The 19,026-nt window shown below is 38.5% G+C and carries 17 protein-coding genes; 13 read left to right on the top strand and 4 right to left on the bottom strand.

Going from position 1 to position 19,026, the window contains the following annotated elements:
- Positions 1–54 precede the first annotated feature (54 nt).
- On the top strand, positions 55–1,098 hold the full coding sequence (gene thiL, locus CHB68_RS00560) for a thiamine-phosphate kinase (protein ID WP_089258526.1): 1,044 nt from the start codon (positions 55–57) through the stop codon (positions 1,096–1,098).
- A 7-nt stretch (positions 1,099–1,105) separates the two neighbouring features.
- Here thiL and CHB68_RS00555 read toward each other — a convergent pair whose 3' ends face one another.
- Positions 1,106–1,324: a hypothetical protein gene (locus CHB68_RS00555; protein ID WP_089258524.1), complete on the bottom strand. Its 219-nt coding sequence runs from the start codon at positions 1,322–1,324 to the stop codon at positions 1,106–1,108.
- Positions 1,325–1,575: 251 nt separating this feature from the next.
- Here CHB68_RS00555 and CHB68_RS00550 point away from each other — a divergent pair, with 251 nt between their 5' ends.
- Positions 1,576–2,859 carry a branched-chain amino acid transport system II carrier protein gene (locus CHB68_RS00550; protein WP_089258522.1) on the top strand — a complete coding sequence of 428 codons (1,284 nt, stop codon included), beginning with the start codon at positions 1,576–1,578 and terminating at the stop codon, positions 2,857–2,859.
- On the opposite strand, the gene CHB68_RS00545 is transcribed toward CHB68_RS00550, so the two are convergent.
- Positions 2,860–4,239: a glycoside hydrolase family 140 protein gene (locus tag CHB68_RS00545; RefSeq protein WP_089259725.1), complete on the bottom strand. Its 1,380-nt coding sequence runs from the start codon at positions 4,237–4,239 to the stop codon at positions 2,860–2,862. It lies immediately after the preceding gene.
- A 198-nt stretch (positions 4,240–4,437) separates the two neighbouring features.
- Between CHB68_RS00545 and CHB68_RS00540 the strand changes: the two genes are divergently transcribed.
- Positions 4,438–5,061, top strand: a complete 624-nt coding sequence (locus tag CHB68_RS00540) for a fasciclin domain-containing protein (RefSeq protein ID WP_089258520.1) — start codon at positions 4,438–4,440, stop codon at positions 5,059–5,061.
- Between the two features lie 55 nt (positions 5,062–5,116).
- Here CHB68_RS00540 and CHB68_RS00535 read toward each other — a convergent pair whose 3' ends face one another.
- Both CHB68_RS00535 and CHB68_RS00530 read right to left on the bottom strand, forming a co-directional pair.
- Complete coding sequence (locus tag CHB68_RS00535; protein WP_089258518.1) at positions 5,117–5,887, bottom strand: exodeoxyribonuclease III; 771 nt, start codon at positions 5,885–5,887, stop codon at positions 5,117–5,119.
- 9 nt (positions 5,888–5,896) lie between these two features.
- Complete coding sequence (locus CHB68_RS00530; protein WP_089258516.1) at positions 5,897–7,189, bottom strand: aminopeptidase P family protein; 1,293 nt, start codon at positions 7,187–7,189, stop codon at positions 5,897–5,899.
- Between the two features lie 147 nt (positions 7,190–7,336).
- Here CHB68_RS00530 and CHB68_RS00525 point away from each other — a divergent pair, with 147 nt between their 5' ends.
- The 10 genes from CHB68_RS00525 (at position 7,337) to CHB68_RS00480 (ending at position 18,943) form a co-directional block, all read left to right on the top strand.
- Positions 7,337–8,788 (top strand): M20/M25/M40 family metallo-hydrolase, encoded by a 1,452-nt coding sequence (locus CHB68_RS00525; RefSeq protein WP_089258514.1) that lies wholly within the window; start codon positions 7,337–7,339, stop codon positions 8,786–8,788.
- 17 nt (positions 8,789–8,805) lie between these two features.
- Positions 8,806–10,518, top strand: coding sequence for a M28 family peptidase (locus tag CHB68_RS00520; protein ID WP_089259724.1), 1,713 nt, complete (start codon positions 8,806–8,808; stop codon positions 10,516–10,518).
- A 79-nt stretch (positions 10,519–10,597) separates the two neighbouring features.
- Positions 10,598–13,444, top strand: coding sequence for a VPS10 domain-containing protein (locus CHB68_RS00515; protein ID WP_089258512.1), 2,847 nt, complete (start codon positions 10,598–10,600; stop codon positions 13,442–13,444).
- 4 nt (positions 13,445–13,448) lie between these two features.
- Positions 13,449–13,787, top strand: a complete 339-nt coding sequence (locus tag CHB68_RS00510) for a cupin domain-containing protein (RefSeq protein WP_089258510.1) — start codon at positions 13,449–13,451, stop codon at positions 13,785–13,787.
- 15 nt (positions 13,788–13,802) lie between these two features.
- Complete coding sequence (locus CHB68_RS00505) at positions 13,803–14,192, top strand: DUF2721 domain-containing protein (RefSeq protein ID WP_089258508.1); 390 nt, start codon at positions 13,803–13,805, stop codon at positions 14,190–14,192.
- 87 nt (positions 14,193–14,279) lie between these two features.
- On the top strand, positions 14,280–14,714 hold the full coding sequence (locus tag CHB68_RS00500; protein ID WP_089258506.1) for a hypothetical protein: 435 nt from the start codon (positions 14,280–14,282) through the stop codon (positions 14,712–14,714).
- 165 nt (positions 14,715–14,879) lie between these two features.
- Positions 14,880–15,557, top strand: coding sequence for a succinate dehydrogenase cytochrome b subunit (locus CHB68_RS00495; protein ID WP_089258504.1), 678 nt, complete (start codon positions 14,880–14,882; stop codon positions 15,555–15,557).
- Positions 15,558–15,569: 12 nt separating this feature from the next.
- Positions 15,570–17,585: a fumarate reductase/succinate dehydrogenase flavoprotein subunit gene (locus tag CHB68_RS00490; protein WP_089258502.1), complete on the top strand. Its 2,016-nt coding sequence runs from the start codon at positions 15,570–15,572 to the stop codon at positions 17,583–17,585.
- 65 nt (positions 17,586–17,650) lie between these two features.
- A complete protein-coding gene (locus CHB68_RS00485) occupies positions 17,651–18,397 on the top strand; it encodes a succinate dehydrogenase/fumarate reductase iron-sulfur subunit (protein WP_089258500.1) in 747 nt (248 codons plus the stop codon).
- Between the two features lie 63 nt (positions 18,398–18,460).
- On the top strand, positions 18,461–18,943 hold the full coding sequence (locus CHB68_RS00480) for a very short patch repair endonuclease (protein WP_089258498.1): 483 nt from the start codon (positions 18,461–18,463) through the stop codon (positions 18,941–18,943).
- Positions 18,944–19,026: the final 83 nt, after the last annotated feature.

The raw sequence follows: 19,026 nt of genomic DNA, 5'->3' as shown, positions 1-19,026 counted from the left end.
AATGCCCCGGTTTTTTTTGGTTTTTATCTTGTATTTACTTCTTAAATTTGCAGCATGCTAGAAAACAAAGACCAAGAAAGAACATCACTGGAAAAATTAGGGGAATTTGGCTTAATTGAACATCTTACCAAGGATTTCAAGATTTCCCGGAAGTCAACCATTAAGGGTATAGGCGATGATGCTACCGTGTTAGATTTCAAGGACAAAAAAACTGTGATCAGTACCGATCTATTAATTGAAGGTGTGCATTTTGACCTCAGCTATATGCCGTTAAAACATTTAGGGTATAAAGCGGTCATGGTAAATTTATCCGATATCTATGCAATGAACGCAACGGCTACACAAATAACCGTATCCATTGCGGTGTCCAATAGATTTCCTTTAGAAGCCCTGGAAGAATTATATGCCGGTATTGCCACGGCCTGTAAAATGTACAATGTAGATCTAGTGGGCGGGGATACCACGTCTTCAAAGACAGGGTTGCTCATTAGTGTAACGGCCATAGGAGAAGCGGAAGAATCTAGCCTTGCCTACCGCTCCGGTGCCAAACCTAATGACCTTTTGGTCGTAACGGGAGATTTAGGTGCAGCCTATATGGGACTACAGGTCTTAGAACGGGAAAAAGAAGTATTTAAGGTAAACCCCAATAGTCAACCCGATCTAGAGCCCTATTCTTATATTGTAGAACGGCAGTTAAAGCCTGAAGCACGAAAAGACATTCCAGATCTCCTTAAAAAATTAAAGGTTCATCCTACCAGCATGATCGATATTAGCGACGGACTATCATCTGAAATATTGCATTTAAGCAAAAGTAGTGGCCTAGGTATAGATTTATATGAAGATAAAATTCCACTTGACCCAACTGTAATATCTGCCTGTGAGGAATTTAAAATGGATAGTACCTTGGTAGCCTTAAGTGGTGGCGAAGATTATGAATTGCTGTTTACCATAGACCAAAAAGAATTCCCAAAAATAAAGGGCAATCCTAATTTTACCGTTGTGGGGCATACGACGGGAGAAAATGAAGGTGCTTTCTTAATTTCCAGGAATAATACAAAAATTCCATTGACCGCTCAGGGCTGGAACTCTTTTGCGTAAATTAGTGCTATGCTACTTGTTGTGTAGCAGTATGCCTTCTCTGGTAAATACGTTCTAATGTCCTATTGATATCCTGTAATTCTGGAGTTAAACTAGAAAGGTTGCCACTTACATCTGTAGTAACTTGTTTTTGGCAATGAATACACTTGTACTCTTTAATGTGGGAGGTTACTTTTTTAGAAATGGAGTAATGATGGCCGAAAATGTTGCAGAATAATTTTTTCATGCTGTAGGTTTTTTGGTGCAAAGGTTACAATCTGGGTAATCTAAAATATGCGGTTTATAATTAGGTTTACTAGTAAGAAATTGACATAAGTTTAATTTCTTAATGTTAATGTACTGTATATTAAAGAACTGCACCACTATTTGTTGTGAGTCTGACCTATCCTGTTGTCAACCTTCTTTTTTTTGGTGTCTTGAATCATCTAAATCCTTGGCAGGTCTGTTATTTAATAAACTTTCACTTAAATTGCATCTATGTTTAAAAAGAAGGAAACCCTTGTAACCGCCTTTGCCCTATTCTCCCTTTTTTTTGGGGCGGGCAACCTAATTTTACCCCCATTATTGGGCTTTAATTCTGGAAATCAATGGCTCATAGTAACTATAGGTTTTGGATTATCTGCCGTAGTGATACCCGTATTAGGTATTTTGGCACATGCAAAATTACAGGGAACACTTATAGATTTTGGCAATAAGGTGTCACCTTTGTTCAGCTTGATCTATGCATTTTTCATTTATGCAATTGCGATAGCCCTCCCTAGCCCTAGAACAGCTTCCGTTACACACGAAATGGCTATACAGCCCTATTGGGAAATTTCTTCTTGGTATACCAGTAGTATTTATTTTGGCCTGGTCTTACTATTTGCTTTAAACCGTTCCAAAATTTTGAACATACTCGGCAAGATTTTAACCCCAGCAATAATCATTATCTTGCTATTGGTCATTGGAATAACGGTTTTTTCATTTCCGTTTGAATTTGGGAGTACAACAATTGAAAGCCCCTTTACCAACGGTATTTTGGAAGGCTACCAAACCTTTGATGCCATTGGCGCCGTAGTCGTGGGTGGGGTCATTATCATATCTATCAATCTAAAATATGTTGATGCAAGGTATGATGAAAAGAAAACATTGATTAGGAACGCTGCCTGGTTTGCCGGTTTATCGCTGTTCTTGATTTATATGGGTTTAATTCTTTCCGGGGCATTGTCACATACGGTTTTTAACGCGGAGACCACTAGGACAGAAATCTTATCTGGCCTTGCAAAACAGAGTTTGGGGAATATTGGTAATTTGTTCTTGAGTATATTGGTCGGTTTGGCGTGCTTTACCACAGCGGTCGGTATAGTGACCGGCACGGCAGATTATGTAGCATCAAGGTTTAAGGAATCTAAAACGGCTTATACCCTTATGGCAATTATTGGTAGTGTGTTGGGGGTGCTCATGGGTCAGTTTAACGTTGGGTATATCATTGCGGTTGCCGTACCCTCATTAATGTTCATTTATCCATTAACCATAATCCTGATTCTTTTAAATGTACTCCCTGATAAATATGCTGCACCTTTTGTCTTCAAAATGGTGACGGTTACCACCATACTATTTAGTATACCTGATTTCTTGGGTAGTATAAGTGCATTAGCACCAGCAGCAGATACATTTTCATGGATTCCCCTGCAGCAATATAGTTTGGGCTGGGTGCTACCTGCTTTGGCTGTGTTCGTAGGTTCCAATATTATACTTTCAACAAAAAATAAATCAATCTAGTTATTTCAGTTGTTCCAACACTAATATCCAATCGTTTCCATCTTTACTACTTCCTGGCGGGTCAAAGGTTTTAGTTCCTATATTAGCGAAAGTGCCTATAAAACTATATTCCCCATTTCTAGGATTATACCAAGATGCATTTATCTTTTCCCCAACAATTACCCCCATACGCACCTTGATATCCTTTCCGTTGTAAGTATAGATAAAAGCATAGTCCTTTCCTCTTGTAGCAATTTGATAGTCATATTTTCTACCTTCCTTACCAACCAATAACTGTTGATCAGGGACTCTATCCAGAATAGGTTTTGAAAGCATTAGTTTTTTTAAATATTGCATCTGGTTTGCCCCATCCGCATTAAGTGCTTCTGTCCAAAATTCCCTTGCACCATAAGCAGGAGATTTATCACCTGGTTTATGCATTTGCATTACGGCATTATGGCCATAAGTAAACCCAAATCCACCTGCAAAAACGGACCAGTAGGCATATCTTCTTACATCATCCGCAGTCCAAAAAGGTTCTGAAGGATCGTGTAAACCTTGGGGTATACTTTCGTATGCAGGTTCACCATCTATGGTTGGTTTTAATGGCTTTAATTTAAAATCGTCATTTACATACTTGTAATTATCTTGTCCATATCCAAATTCCGGGTCTTCCTGATCATAACGTCTATGCCCAGATTGAAACATATTGAAATCTAACCAATCTTCATTGTGAAACCATGTTGAAGATTTCATTCTGCCAAAAGGGTGAAAAGTAACTAACTTGTCCGGATTGTTCTCTTTATAAATAGTGCCCATTGCATTCCAATTTTCCAAGTTTTCATTACCCTTGGTATCCCCACCATTAAGCCATATTATGTTGGACTTCTCTTTATATCTATCAGAAACCCATTTTGCGTAGAATTTTGCATCTTCTAAACTAATAGCACCATTATTAAAATTAGTCCCCCAAACAGGTACTAAAGCCATATAAAGTCCTTTTTGTTCCGCTAAATCTATTATATAGTCTACATGATCCCAAAAATCATATTCAGCTTTATTTTCAAATTCGGAACCTGCTACGGTTAATGGGAGGGATATATTACTATCAACCAATGCTGTATCTCCATAATAGTTTTTTACATCAAGACTATGTAAAACCATAACCTGTATTACATTATATCCTTTTGCAAGCCTGTCATCTAAATATAGATTTGCCTCTTCCCTACTTAATTTAGAGAAAAGCAACCATGCAGTATCCCCTAACCAAAAGAATGGCTCATTATCCGCACTAACAAGGAATCTATGATTTTCGGATATTGACAATTGGGGCAATTCTGTCGTTTTAGTCTGTGGGAATAACAGAAAAGGCAGGAATAGAAAAAAGTATATACTCTTCATTAGTGTAATATTTAAAGATACATTAGCTGGTTTTTTTGTCGTTGAGCTCATAAAAAGCTATAGATATTATGTTCTAAAGTACAACGCTAAATTTCCTTGTCCTAGGCATTAATGATTCAACTATTAAAATTAATAGAAGATAAAACCAAACCTCATGTATAATGGTTGCGTAAGTAGCGTGTACTAAAAAATAAAACTATGAAAATTTCAAAAACTATTACCCTTGCTGCTTTAGCTTTAACAGTTGGCCTAAGTGCATCATCCTTTGCTCAAGACGGAAAAATGAAAATGAGGAAGGACAAAAAAATGACAAAGATGGAAAATAAAATGATGATGGAAACCAAAATGGTAGGCGGGGCAGAAATGTATCCGGATAAAAACATTATTGAAAATGCAGTGAATTCTAAAGACCATACAACGCTAGTTGCAGCCGTAAAAGCAGCTGGTTTAGTGGAAACATTGCAAGGTGACGGTCCATTTACCGTATTTGCACCTACTAATGCCGCTTTTGATAAGTTACCAAAAGGCACTGTTGAAACATTATTAATGGCTGAAAACAAGACTAAATTACAATCTGTATTGACTTACCATGTTGTTGCTGGAAAAATGAATGCTATGGATTTAGTTATGATGATTAAAGAAGGTAAAGGAAAAACTGAGTTAACTACCGTAAATGGTGGCACATTAACTGCTATGTTAAAAGGGAAAAATGTAGTATTAAAAGATGCAGCCGGTAACATGTCTATGGTGACTATTGCAGATGTAAATCAATCAAATGGAGTAATTCATATTATTGATAGCGTAATTTTACCGGGAATGTAAGATTATAAGTTCTCCACATGAAAAACGGCCCATATTTGAGGGCCGTTTTTTATTTTCAAAACTCTATTTCCAAACTAATAGGGCAATGGTCACTGCCCAAAATCTGGTCATGTATCTCTGCAGATTTCACTTTGTCCCAAATAGATTCGCTGACTAAAAAATAGTCTAAGCGCCAACCAACATTTCTCCCTCGTGCACCACCGCGCATACTCCAAAATGTATACTTATTAAACGTGGTAGGATGCAATTTCCTAAAACTATCCACTAAATTGAGTTCTTTCAACATATAGTCAAATCCGTCTATTTCCACTTGGGTAAACCCAGATGTTTTATTGTAATTGCTTTTTGGGTTTGCCAAATCGTTAGCGGTATGTGCCACATTAAAATCTCCTGTAATGATTAAAGGTTTGGTCGTTGAAAGTCCTTTAAGGTAGTTGGTAAAATCTTTATCCCACTCTGCCCTGTAATCCAATCTTTTTAGGCCGTTTCCACTATTAGGGATATAAACGTTGACCAAATGAAATTCATCAAACTCCGTATGTGAAATTCTCCCTTCCAAATCATGGACCTCAACTCCCATTTTACCAGAAAATGAAACAGGTGTGCTTTTGGTCAAAATACCGGTACCGGAATATCCTTTTCTTTCTGCACTGTTTGTATAAAGTTTGTAGTCCTGAATATTCTTTAAAGCTTCTACTACTTGATCATCTTGAGCCTTAGTTTCTTGGATACAGAAAACATCTGCATCAAATTCTGCTATAACATTCTCAAAGTCCTTTTTAACGGCAGCTCTAATACCGTTTACATTCCATGATACTAATTTCATTGTATAGTTTTAAGCGTTCATCAACTCCTCAATTTCATCGGCGTTAATTGGAATATTCGCCATTAGATTAAAAGGCTCCCCTTTTTCCTGAATAACAACATCATCCTCCAAACGTATACCCATATTTTCCGCAGGTATGTAAATACCCGGCTCTACCGTAAATACCATATTGGCCTTCATGGGTGTTTTTAAAGCACCATAATCATGTGTATTCAACCCTATATGGTGACTGGTACCATGCATAAAGTATTTTTTATATGCAGGCCATTCCGGATTTTCATTTTGTACATCGGCCTTGTCCAAAAGACCTAGACCTAATAATTCAGAAGTCATGATCTTTCCACATTCCTTATGATATTCTGCCCATAACGTGCCGGGAACCAGCATTTTTGTTGCCTCATTTTTAACTCGTAATACAGCATTATAAACCTCTTTTTGGCGATTCGTAAATTTACCGTTTACCGGTATGGTTCTAGTTAAGTCACTTGAATAATTGGCATATTCCGCGGCTACGTCCATTAAAATTAAATCACCGTCCTTACAGGGCTTATTGTTCTCCAAATAGTGCAGCACATTAGCATTGTTTCCAGAGGCAATAATAGGCGGATAGGCAAAACCTTTAGAGCGGTTACTTATAAATTCATGCACCAATTCCGCTTCAATTTCATATTCCATGACCCCTGGTTTTACAAAGCCAAGTAATCTACGGAAACCCTTTTCTGTTATGTTACAGGCGGTTTGCATAAGTTCTAATTCTTCAGGTTCTTTTATTCCTCTTATTTCCTGAAGGATAGGATTACTCTTTGCAACTTTGTGCGCAGGGTATTCTTGCTTACATTTTTCTATAAAGCGGTCCTCACGCGTTTGTGTTTCTACCGCTTGTCTGTAATGTTCGTTCGTATTAAAATATATTGTTTCCGCCTCGGTCATTAGGTCAAAGAATATCTTGTCAAACTCTTGCAACCAACATATGGTTTCTATGCCTGATACCTCGGTCGCCTTTTCCTTGGTCAATTTTGCACCTTCCCAAATAGCAATATGTTCATTGGTTTCACGAACAAAAAGTATTTCCCGATGCTTTTTGTTGATGGCATCCGGGAACAAAACAAGAATGGTTTCTTCTTGATCGGCACCGGACAGATAAAATATATCCCTATGCTGTTCAAAAGGTAAAACGCTATCCGCTCCTATAGGATAAATATCATTGGAATTAAAAACGGCTATGCTTTTAGGCTGCATACGGTCCATAAACTTTTTGCGATTCTTTATAAAAAGGGAATTGGGAATTTGATCGTATTTCATGTATTTAAATTTTGACATAAAATTACACAATATGTGGTGTTTCCTTAGAAAATAGGGCATATAATTATAAAATTAACAAGATCCCAACCCCACTTTCTTAGCAACAAATTGGCTAACTTGTACACTTCAACCAAATACAAACAACTCATGAAAAAAATTGCTTACCTATTAATTGGTGCGCTATGTCTACAAGCGTGTTCAGAAACCAAAAAAGAAGAATCCCAAGCAGAATTATTTGCACGGATAGATGCTGAAATTAAGTCAAACTCAAAAGGTTACAGCACCTTAAAGGAAGCCTCTGAAACTATAGGACATCGCCTAACAGGTTCTACAAATGGTGCCAAGGCAGAAGAATATACATATAACAAGTTCAAGGAATACGGTTTTGAGGACGTGGTTTATCAAACTTTTGAAGTAGAGGCATGGGCAAGAGGAGAGGTTTCTTTACAAATCAATGATGAGGATGTTAAGGTAGTTACTTTGGGCCATGCACCTATAGAATCCCATGTAACAGGCGATATTGTTGATATGGGCAATGGTTTGGAAGCAGACTACGCCGCAAATCCAGATGCGGTAAAAGGTAAAATTTCCTTGGTCTATATTTCTATTTTACCGGATAGTGAAGAGGGTTTGACCAATTTACACCGAAGTGAAAAAACCGCTTTGGCCATAAAATACGGAGCTATTGGCATAATTATCATTAATCAGGTTGATAATGGTGTTCTTTTGACCGGTACCGCATCGGTTACTGGAGAATTGATACCAATTCCTGCAGTGTGTATTGGCAAGGAGGACGGCATGGCTTTAAAGGAAACCTTGAAATCCAAAAAAGCGACCGCTAAAATAGATATGACCAATACCAGTGATGTCATTAAAGCAAGAAATGTTGTAGCTACCTTACCGGGTACAGAAATTCCGCAGGAAGAAATTGTAATTGGTGGTCATTTGGATTCTTGGGATCTGGCTACTGGCGCCATCGATAATGGTATAGGTTCATTTGCAGTATTGGATATTGCAAGGGCATTCAAGGCTAATGATCTCCATCCTAAAAGAACCGTGAAATTTGTAATGTTCATGGGAGAAGAGCAGGGTCTACTTGGATCTAAATATTTAGTGGAACAGGCTATTGAAAACAACACCATTGAGAACATTAAATATATGATGAACTTGGATATGTCCGGTAACCCAATTGGTATGAATGCTGGCGGAAAATTGGATAATGAACAATTTTTTAAAGATCTGGGAACAGCCATTCAACAGCAGGATACCATTTATCAGAACACTTTCTCCAACCGTTCCGGTCTTCATAGTGACCACCAACCTTTTATGTTAGAAGGGGTACCCATTTTATCCGTACATAGTAATTTAGACCGTTCCATATATGGTTGTTACCATTCTGATTGTGACGATTTTAATTTGGTCAATGAGGACCATATGCAAAATACCGCCCGTTTTGGAACCATGATGCTTTACGCACTTGCAGATGCAGAACAATTACCCGCTACAAAAATGGATAGTGAAACGACCAAGGAGTTTATGATCAAAAATAATCTCAAAGAGAAATTGATCATTGGTAATGAATGGAAATGGGAAGAATAACATTGCGTAAAATTAGCATGAAAAAAGGTTTGCTGTTGTTGGTACTCTATGGTACCCTTTTAAGCGGATGCGCCCAAGATATTCAAGAAAAATCTATTGATTTTTATGGTCTGGTAAGACAACATTTTACCGGAAAGACCGCATTTGCCACAACGGATTATGTAGAAGATTACTGGCGCGTGGTAGGAAACACCGGCTTCAACAATACTATTTATTTGTTAGCGGACAGCTTACAGGCCGCAGGGTATGTCTTAGAGGAAAATGCTGAAGAAGGTGACCGATTAACGTACAGAATTGAAAGACGGCCAATGGATCACCAGACTTGGGAACCCATAAGCGCTTCATTACACATTGTAGGAGAGGATACGCCCTTGTTACAAGCGGATACAAACCGAAACATGACCTATTTACATTCTCCCTCTACGCCCAAGGAAGGTATAAGTGCAGAAGTGGTCTGGATAAAATCCATGCACGACCTAACATCGGTTTCCCTAAAAAACAAAGTGGTTTTTGCGGAAATGAACGGACGGCAATTGTATAATGCCGCCATAAAAAAAGGTGCCTTGGGTATGCTAACGTATGACAATCCAAGCTATTTACAACCAGAGAAAAACACTACTTCCATTCAGTTTAGAAGTCTACCTTCTCAAAGTGATCCTGATTTTTGGGGCATTGCTTTATCCTATGAAGCAAAAGAGAAACTGGTTGCCAAACTTACAAAAGGAACTACTAAAGTTGTAGCACATATACAGACCAAAAAATACCCTTCCGAAGAACTAACCATTGTAGCGGATATTAAAGGTAGTACTTTGCCCAACGAACGTTTGGTATATAGTGCACATATTCAAGAACCTGGCGCAAACGATAACGCAACAGGAGTTGGCGCCCAATTAGAAATGGCCATGATAGCCGCAAAATTGGTTTCCGAAGGCAAAATAGAGTTACAAAGAACTATGACCTTCCTATGGGGAGATGAAATTATTTCTACCCGAAGGTATATTGAAGAAAATCCCAATCGTGCAAAAGGCATAAAATGGGGAATAAGTTTGGATATGGTAGGTGAAAACACGACCGTTACGGGAGGCACCTTCTTAATTGAAAAAATGCCCGATCCCAGTGCAATATGGACCCGCGGAAACGATAAACATAGTGAATGGGGCGGCGAAGTAATGAGCATGGAGGAAATGCGGCCCCATTACCTTAATGACTTTATCATAACCACTTTTAAGGAACAGGGGAAATTTGCAAATTGGGTAGTAGAAACCAATCCTTTTGAAGGAGGAAGTGACCATACACCATTTTTAAATGCCAACATTCCTGGGCTATTGCTATGGCACTTTACGGATCAATTTTATCATACGGACAATGATCGTATTGACAAGGTATCCCAAAAAACCTTAAGAAATGTAGGTACGGCAGCCTTGGTCAGTGGTTTAAAATTGGTAAATGCTGAATCTGGTTTTGCTTTGGAGCAAATTGCTACTTTAGAAAAAAAAGCCCTTCTACGTTTACAGGATGAATATGATTTGAGTATATCCGCAATTGAAAAAGGGGAAAACCCTGCCGAACAACTATCAATTTTAACCGCGTGGAAAGATTGGTATATAGCCGCCCTGCATTCTACCCAAGATGTTTTAAGCAATACTTCCTTGACTAAAAAACAACTTAACGGTGCTAAAGCAAAAATTGAGAAAAAATATGAAGAGAAGAAAAAACAATTAGTAAAGTAATCAGAATAACCATATTGCACACCAATTGTCAAGCTATAAACAAATTCTTACCTTACCATCACAATAGAACATCTATAACATGAAAAAAGTTTGTTTTCTACTCCTAGCAGGGGTTTCCATTGCCACAGCCCAAATACAGCCTACGCCATCCAGTAATGTTGTAGAGGCACTTTCACAAAAAAAAATAATGGATGAAAATTCTTTGGTGAAACACGTTTCCCTAAAGAATATAGGTCCTACAATAATGAGCGGCCGTGTTGTAGATTTAGCCGTGAATGAAGACAACCCAACAGAGTATTATGTAGCCTATGCATCTGGTGGTTTATGGTATACCAACAATAACGGTACTTCGTTTACCCCGGTTATGGACGGCACGCAAACCCAAAATTTAGGGGATATTGCCGTGCATTGGGCTAGTGGTACCATTTATGCGGGAACAGGAGAAAACAATGCTTCCCGTTCTTCTTATGCCGGTATTGGTATTCTGAAATCTACGGACCATGGTAAAACCTGGCAGCATATGGGTCTGGAAGATTCCCATCATATTGGTAGAATTTTGGTGAATCCTAATAATGAAAATGAGGTTATTGTTGGCGTTGCCGGGCATCTTTATTCCCCAAACGAAGAACGTGGAATATATAAAACAAGTGATGGAGGCAAAACATGGCAAAAAACCTTATTCATTAATAATGATACAGGTGTCATTGATGTCGCCTACGCGCCAAACAACTTTAATATTCAATATGCAGCTGCTTGGCAGAAAGATAGAAAAGCATGGGATTTCATAGGAAATGGGGATGGCTCCGGTATTTACAAAAGTACGGATGCCGGTGCTACTTGGAAAAAGGTTTCAACACCTACTAGTGGTTTTCCAACAGGTAATGGAGTAGGAAGAATAGGACTGGCCGTATATGATGAAAATACGGTTTATGCCGTCCACGACAATCAATTTAGAAGAAATAGTACCAAAGAGAAAAAAGCAAAGCAGGAAGGATTAACAAAAGAAGATTTCAAAACGCTTTCCAAAGATCAATTCTTGAACTTGAACGATAAAGACTTGAACGAATTTTTAAAAACGAACAACTTTCATGAAAAATATAGGGCGGCCAACGTAAAGCAGATGGTACGCAGTAACGCCGTTAAACCAGCTGACTTGGCATTGTATCTGGAAGATGCGAATGCAATGCTTTTTGATACACCTGTTATAGGTGCAGAAGTTTATAAAAGTAATGATGCCGGTAAAACATGGAAAAAACAGAACGAGGATTATATAGATGACCTTTTCTATAGTTATGGTTATTATTTTGCCCAAATATCAGTAGACCCAAATAACGTAGATGCTATTTACTTATCCGGAGTTCCTATCATTGCATCTAAGGATGGCGGAAAAACCTACACCTCTATAAATGGGGACAATGTTCATTCTGACCATCATGCACTATGGATAAATCCTAAATTAAAAGGACATTTGATCAATGGAAATGACGGTGGGGTCAATACCACTTATGATGATGGCGCACATTGGATCAAAAATAATACGCCCTCCGTTGGTCAATTTTATGCCATAGCGGTAGACCAAGAAGAACCTTATAACGTGTATGGTGGCTTACAGGATAATGGAGTATGGATGGGCCCTCATAATGCCGAGGAAAACACTTCATGGCACCAAGAAGGTCAGTACCCCTGGAAATCAATTATGGGCGGTGACGGCATGCAGGTAGAAATAGACAATAGAAATGCCAATATTGTTTATACGGGATATCAATTCGGGAATTATTTTAGAATAAACCTAGAAACAAACAAGAACACATATATACAGCCCAAACATGAATTGGGGGAAAGTCCTTACAGGTTCAACTGGCAGTCCCCTATCCTACTTTCTGCACACAACCAGGATATAGTATATCTGGGCGGTAATAAATTACATAGGTCATTAAACCAAGGCGATGATTGGGAAACCATTTCGGGAGATTTGACCAAGGGCGGCAAAAAAGGTAATGTTGCCTTTGGCACTTTAACGACCATTAGTGAATCTCCTTTTAAATTTGGGCTTTTATATACCGGTAGTGATGATGGATTAATTCAAAGAAGTGACAATGGTGGTGGTAGTTGGACGGTCGTTTCCAAGTCTTTGCCTCAAAATTTATGGGTTAGTAGAGTTGTAGCATCAAAACATAATCAAAATAGGGTTTACGCTACGTTGAACGGATATCGGTCAGATGATTTTACAGCCTATATCTACGTTAGTGAAGACAAGGGAGCCACTTGGAAAAGCATTGCCAATGGCGTTCCCAATGCCCCCGTAAATGTATTGGTTGAAGATCCCGAGAACGAAAACCTATTGTTTATAGGCACAGATAATGGCCTATATCTTTCATTGGACCAAGGCGCAACGTGGAATTCATTTCAAAATGGTATGCCCTATGTTGCCGTACATGACCTTGTCATTCAACCCAAGGAGAGACATTTATTGGTGGGCACCCATGGTAGAAGTATCTACAAAGCAGATATTGCGTCCATAGAAAAAATGACCCCGGATGTATCAAACAAAAAATTACACCTTTTTAATGTTGAAAATATTAAACATTCTAGAAGATGGGGTAATTCTTGGAGCACTTGGTCAAAACCGAATACACCTGGTCTGGACATTACCTTCTATTCTGGAACAGAGGATGTTTATCGCGCAACAATTAAATCATCCGATGGGGTAACCGTTAGCGAAACGGAAATTGCCGCGGACAAAGGTTTAAATGTATTGTCCTATGATCTGGCCTTTTCCAAGATCGGAAAATTGAATTATTTGAAAAAACACAAAACCGAACTAAAGCAAGCAGATGATGGCAAAACTTATTTGCCCAAAGGCTCTTATACCATTATACTTAAAGGTGGCGCAAGCACAGGTGAGGTTAATTTTGATATAGAATAATAACATGAAATTAGTTGATTGGAATACCCTTCCTGATTTGGGTGTTAGCCATAACCCGGACATTAAAAAACGCACCTTGATAGGAAAGGATGAAATTCCACAATTAATGATGTACGGAACGGCAACATTCAAGTCTGGCCAACGTGTAGAACTTCATAAACACGACACTATGTATGAGGTATTCCACATACAATCCGGCAAGGCAATATTTACTGTTTCGGGAAAAGAATATGAATTGGGACCGGGCATGTGCATAACCATAGAACCTGGTGAAATGCATGGGCAAAACAATCCCTTCAATGAAGATGTAAGTTGGGTATATTTTGGAATAGCAACGGATTAATTTAAATATTTACACATGGAACTTACATTAGGAATACCCGCTTTGCTATTTCCTGCCATCTCATTGACCATGTTGGCCTATAATGCAAGGTATTTGGCTATAGCGGCACTTATAAGGCAATTACATAAGAAATACCAAGAAACCGCATCTGCATCCGTTGGGCTACAGGTCAAAAAATTACGAAAAAGATTGACCATCATTAAAAATATGCAGGCCACGGCAATATTTAGCTTTCTCCTGGCCGTTATTACCATGGCCCTTATTTTTTTCAATATAGAAATCGCGGCAAATGTGGTCTTTGGAATTAGTCTGCTCTCATTGATCGCATCTTTAATACTAAGTTTTGTTGAGGTACAATTGTCTACAAAGGCATTGTCCATTCAACTGAAGGATATGGAAAAATAACAAAATTAACTGCGTTCATGTATTTGTAGGCTCTACTATGTACCAATCATAAAATATCAATATATTTAACCCTTTTGCCCTCTGTTTATGAAGCGTGTAAAAGAGCATAATATATATAATTCCATACGGGAAATTAGGGAATTTGATTTTGGTGTTTTCTATTTTTTTACGGGAGGAATCATTATTTCCGAAATGAACGAAGGAGTACTTTTTAAATGGAAAGATGCCTTAAAAATAGTACTTGCGGCAGAAGAAATTTATGGTTTGGAAATTCCTATTATATATGTGGCCAACCGTATCAATAGTTATTATGTTGTACCTTCTAATTGGGTCATGTTCTATAGGAACAGGACCAAGATGGCCCATTATGGGGTAGTGGGCCAAACAAGAGGCAGTTTTGCCAGTATTTTACTTGAAAAGCTGTTTTTTAAAAATTCAATAGCTCAATTTAAAAATTTGGACCAAGCCATAACTTGGGCAAAAAATATTTCTGAAAAGGCATTATGGCCAGATAAGGGATGACCTTTTTTGTTCAACATTTTTCGGTTAGAACGAACCTTAGCACATTCAAATCTTAAACATCGATAAAATTGATTTTAAAATCAATCTAAATAGATATACTAAACCCTTTGAAAACTTGTTAATAACTTGCTTGTGATGTAAATTCGCATATAAAATTAACAACTAATGGGCAGATTTTTTAAATCTTCGATTGGTAGAAAGTACGCAATGGCACTTTCTGCTTTCTTTTTAATGTTTTTTCTACTTCAGCATTTTGCAATTAATATTTTATCGGTTTTCAGTCCAGATGCTTTCAACGAAGCATCACATTTCATGGGTACGTTTTGGGCCGTTCAATATGTATTGCAACCAATTCTGATTTTTGGTGTTGTGTATCACTTCGTCATGGGTTTTATACTGGAAGCCAAAAACAGGGGTGCTCGGGTAAAAAAATATGCAAAAAACAACGGTGCGGCCAATTCATCTTGGATGAGCCGAAATATGATCTATAGCGGTTTGGCTATATTGGCGTTTTTGGTATTGCATTTTATTGATTTCTGGATACCTGAGATCAATACTAAGTATATTCAAGGCGATATGTCTGGATTGCTTGGGGATGGTGATGGATTTCGCTATTATGAAGAGCTGGTGCATAAATTTGTCAATCCACTAAGGGTAGGCGCCTATGTAGCGGCATTTATTTTCCTTTCGCTTCATCTTATGCACGGTTTTAGTTCTGCATTTCAATCTGCGGGCGCTACTAGTATGAGAAAAGAAAAACTACAATTGTTTGGAAAAGCTTACGCAATCTTAATTCCGTTAGGATTTATTTTCATTGCACTTTTTCATCATTTTAATCATTAATACCTATTACTTATGTCTGTATTAGACTCAAAAGTACCTAAAGGTCCGTTGAAAACGAAATGGACCGATTATAAGAACAAGATAAATTTGGTGAACCCTGCCAACAAAAGAAACATTGATGTTATTGTTGTAGGTACAGGATTAGCCGGGGGTTCAGCTTCAGCTACTTTAGCGGAATTAGGGTATAACGTAAAAACATTCTGTTACCAGGATTCTCCTAGAAGAGCACATTCCATTGCTGCTCAGGGTGGAATCAACGCGGCTAAAAATTATCAAGGTGATGGTGATTCTACGTACCGCTTATTTTATGACACGGTTAAAGGTGGAGATTACCGATCAAGAGAGGCCAATGTTTATAGATTGGCCGAGGTTTCCGCAAATATTATTGACCAATGTGTTGCACAAGGGGTTCCCTTTGCACGTGATTATGGCGGCCTTTTAGATAACCGCTCATTTGGTGGTGTATTGGTTTCAAGAACTTTTTACGCCAAAGGACAAACCGGACAACAATTGCTATTAGGTGCCTATTCTGCGATGAACAGACAGATTGCCCGAGGTAAAATTACCCCGTTCAACCGTCATGAAATGCTGGATGTTGTAAAGGTAGACGGCAAGGCTCGTGGTATTATTGCCCGTAACCTGGTTACCGGTGAAATTGAGCGCCATTCCGCACATGCGGTCGTTATAGCATCCGGTGGATATGGAAATGTCTATTTCTTATCGACCAATGCCATGGGGTCTAACGCTACGGCTGCTTGGAAAATTCATAAAAAAGGAGCGTTTTTCGCTAACCCTTGCTATACTCAAATTCACCCTACCTGTATTCCACGTTCAGGAGATTATCAGTCCAAACTAACTTTGATGTCTGAATCTTTACGTAACGATGGTCGTATTTGGGTTCCAAAAAGTTTGGACGATGTGAAGGCCATACGCGAGGGCAAGAAAAAACCAACGGATTTATCCGAAGACGAAAGGGATTATTACTTGGAACGTCGTTATCCTGCATTTGGTAACCTAGTTCCCCGTGATGTAGCCTCAAGAGCTGCCAAAGAACGTTGTGATGCCGGTTATGGTGTAAATGCTACAGGAGAGGCGGTATATTTGGATTTTGCATCAGCGATCGAGCGTTATGGGAAAGAGCAGGCAAAAATCCATAACATTACAAATGCATCCGCAGAAAAAATCTATGAATTGGGTGCTGCTATAGTGAAGGCCAAATATGGCAACCTTTTTCAAATGTATGAGAAAATCGTAGATCAAGATCCATACAAGACACCAATGATGATTTATCCTGCGGTACATTATACCATGGGCGGTGTATGGGTAGACTATAATTTAATGACTACAGTAGAAGGCTTATATTGCATAGGAGAGGCAAACTTCTCCGATCATGGAGCAAATAGACTGGGCGCCTCTGCATTAATGCAAGGTTTGGCCGATGGTTATTTTGTATTGCCCTACACAATAGGCGATTATTTATCGCACGAGATAAGAACTGGTAAAATTTCGACGGACAGCCCAGAATTTGATGCTGCGGAAAAAGAAGTAAAGGAAAAAATAAACTTCTTTATCAATAACAAAGGATCGCACTCAGTAGATTACTACCATAAGAAATTAGGTAAGATCATGTGGGATAAATGTGGTATGTCTAGAAATGCGGAAGGATTAAAAGAAGCCATGGCTGAAATTAAGGCACTACGTGAGGATTTTTATAAAAACGTGAGTGTTCCCGGAAATGCAAATGAATTGAACGCAGAACTTGAAAAGGCCGGCCGTGTTGCAGATTTCCTAGAACTTGGTGAGCTATTTGCCAAGGATGCATTGGTAAGGGAAGAATCATGTGGAGGTCACTTCAGGGAAGAGTCCGTAGAAATTGGTGGTGAACAAGCAGGTGAGGCCAAACGTAACGATGTGGATTTCGCATTCGTTTCTGCTTGGGAATATAAAGGGGAACCTGCTGATGCAGTCCTGCATAAGGAGCAACTGGAATTCAATGAAATTGAATTAAAACAAAGAAGTTATAAATAAATAGTATTGAGCTATTAGATCTGATGTTCATCAGAGATTAATACTCATTACTCAATACTTAAAATATGAATCTGACATTAAAAATTTGGAGACAACCTAATGCCCAAACCAAGGGTAAAATGGTCGATTATAAAGTGACAGAGATTTCAGAACATATGTCGTTTCTAGAAATGATGGATGTTTTAAATGAACAACTTATCAATAAAGGTGAAGAGCCTGTTGCTTTTGACCATGATTGTAGGGAAGGTATCTGTGGTATGTGTTCCATGTTCATAAACGGTGAGGCACATGGCCCGGATAGAGGCGTAACTACTTGCCAGTTACATATGCGTATGTTCAAGGACGGTGATACGATTACAATAGAACCATTTAGGGCAAAGGCATTCCCGGTGATTAAGGATTTGGTGGTAGATAGAAGCTCTTTTGACCGTATACAACATGCAGGCGGTTATATTTCAGTAAATACCTCTGGAAACACCCAAGATGCAAATGCCATACCAATATCCAAACATGCAGCGGATGAAGCAATGGATGCAGCAACCTGTATTGGTTGTGGGGCTTGTGTAGCAAGTTGTAAAAATGCATCGGCAATGTTGTTCGTTGGTGCTAAGGTTTCCCAATATGCATTATTGCCCCAAGGGCGTATAGAGGCAGTTGATCGTGTTAAAAACATGGTGGCACAAATGGATCTGGAAGGCTTTGGAAACTGTAGCAATACGGGAGCTTGCGAAATAGAATGTCCAAAAGGAATTTCATTGGAGAATATTGCCAGGATGAACCGTGAGTACTTAATGGCCAATGTAAAGGACTAATCTTGTAATCATAAAGTTTTATAAATCCCGGCCATTTTGGTTCGGGATTTTTTAATTTTAAAAATGTCCAAAAAGTATCCCGAAAAACGTATTATCGTACCAAGGTTCAATGAAGCATCTGGGTTTTATACTACACCACAGCGCTCCAAGATTATGAGCAAAATACGTGGAAAGAACACCTTACCTGAACTTGCTTTTAGAAAAGCGCTTTACGCAGCCGGGTACAGATACCGTATTGACTATAAAAGATTAATTGGCAAACCAGATATTGCCATGCCTAAATATAAAACGGTCATTTTCATTGATGGCGAATATTGGCATGGAAAGAATTGGGAGAAACGTAAGCCTAACATTAAAACCAATCGTGAATTTTGGATTGCCAAAATAGAACGAAATATGCAGCGAGATCAAGAAGTAAACCAAGAATTAAAACAATTGGGGTTTACGGTATTCAGATTTTGGGAAACCGAGATAAAGAAAAATCTAAATTCGTGTCTTGCCACAGTCATAGAACATCTAAATGAGATGCAAAGGAGCACAAAATGAATTTTTTAAAGTTCATTTAATATATGTTTAACCCTTCACAACCCTTATTTAATAAGGCCTTAACGGACCATGGGATTCATAAT

This window comes from Maribacter sedimenticola, assembly GCF_900188415.1.
In the GTDB taxonomy this organism is placed as follows: Bacteria; Bacteroidota; Bacteroidia; order Flavobacteriales; family Flavobacteriaceae; genus Maribacter; species Maribacter sedimenticola.
This window is presented reverse-complemented; position numbering and strand designations above follow the sequence as displayed.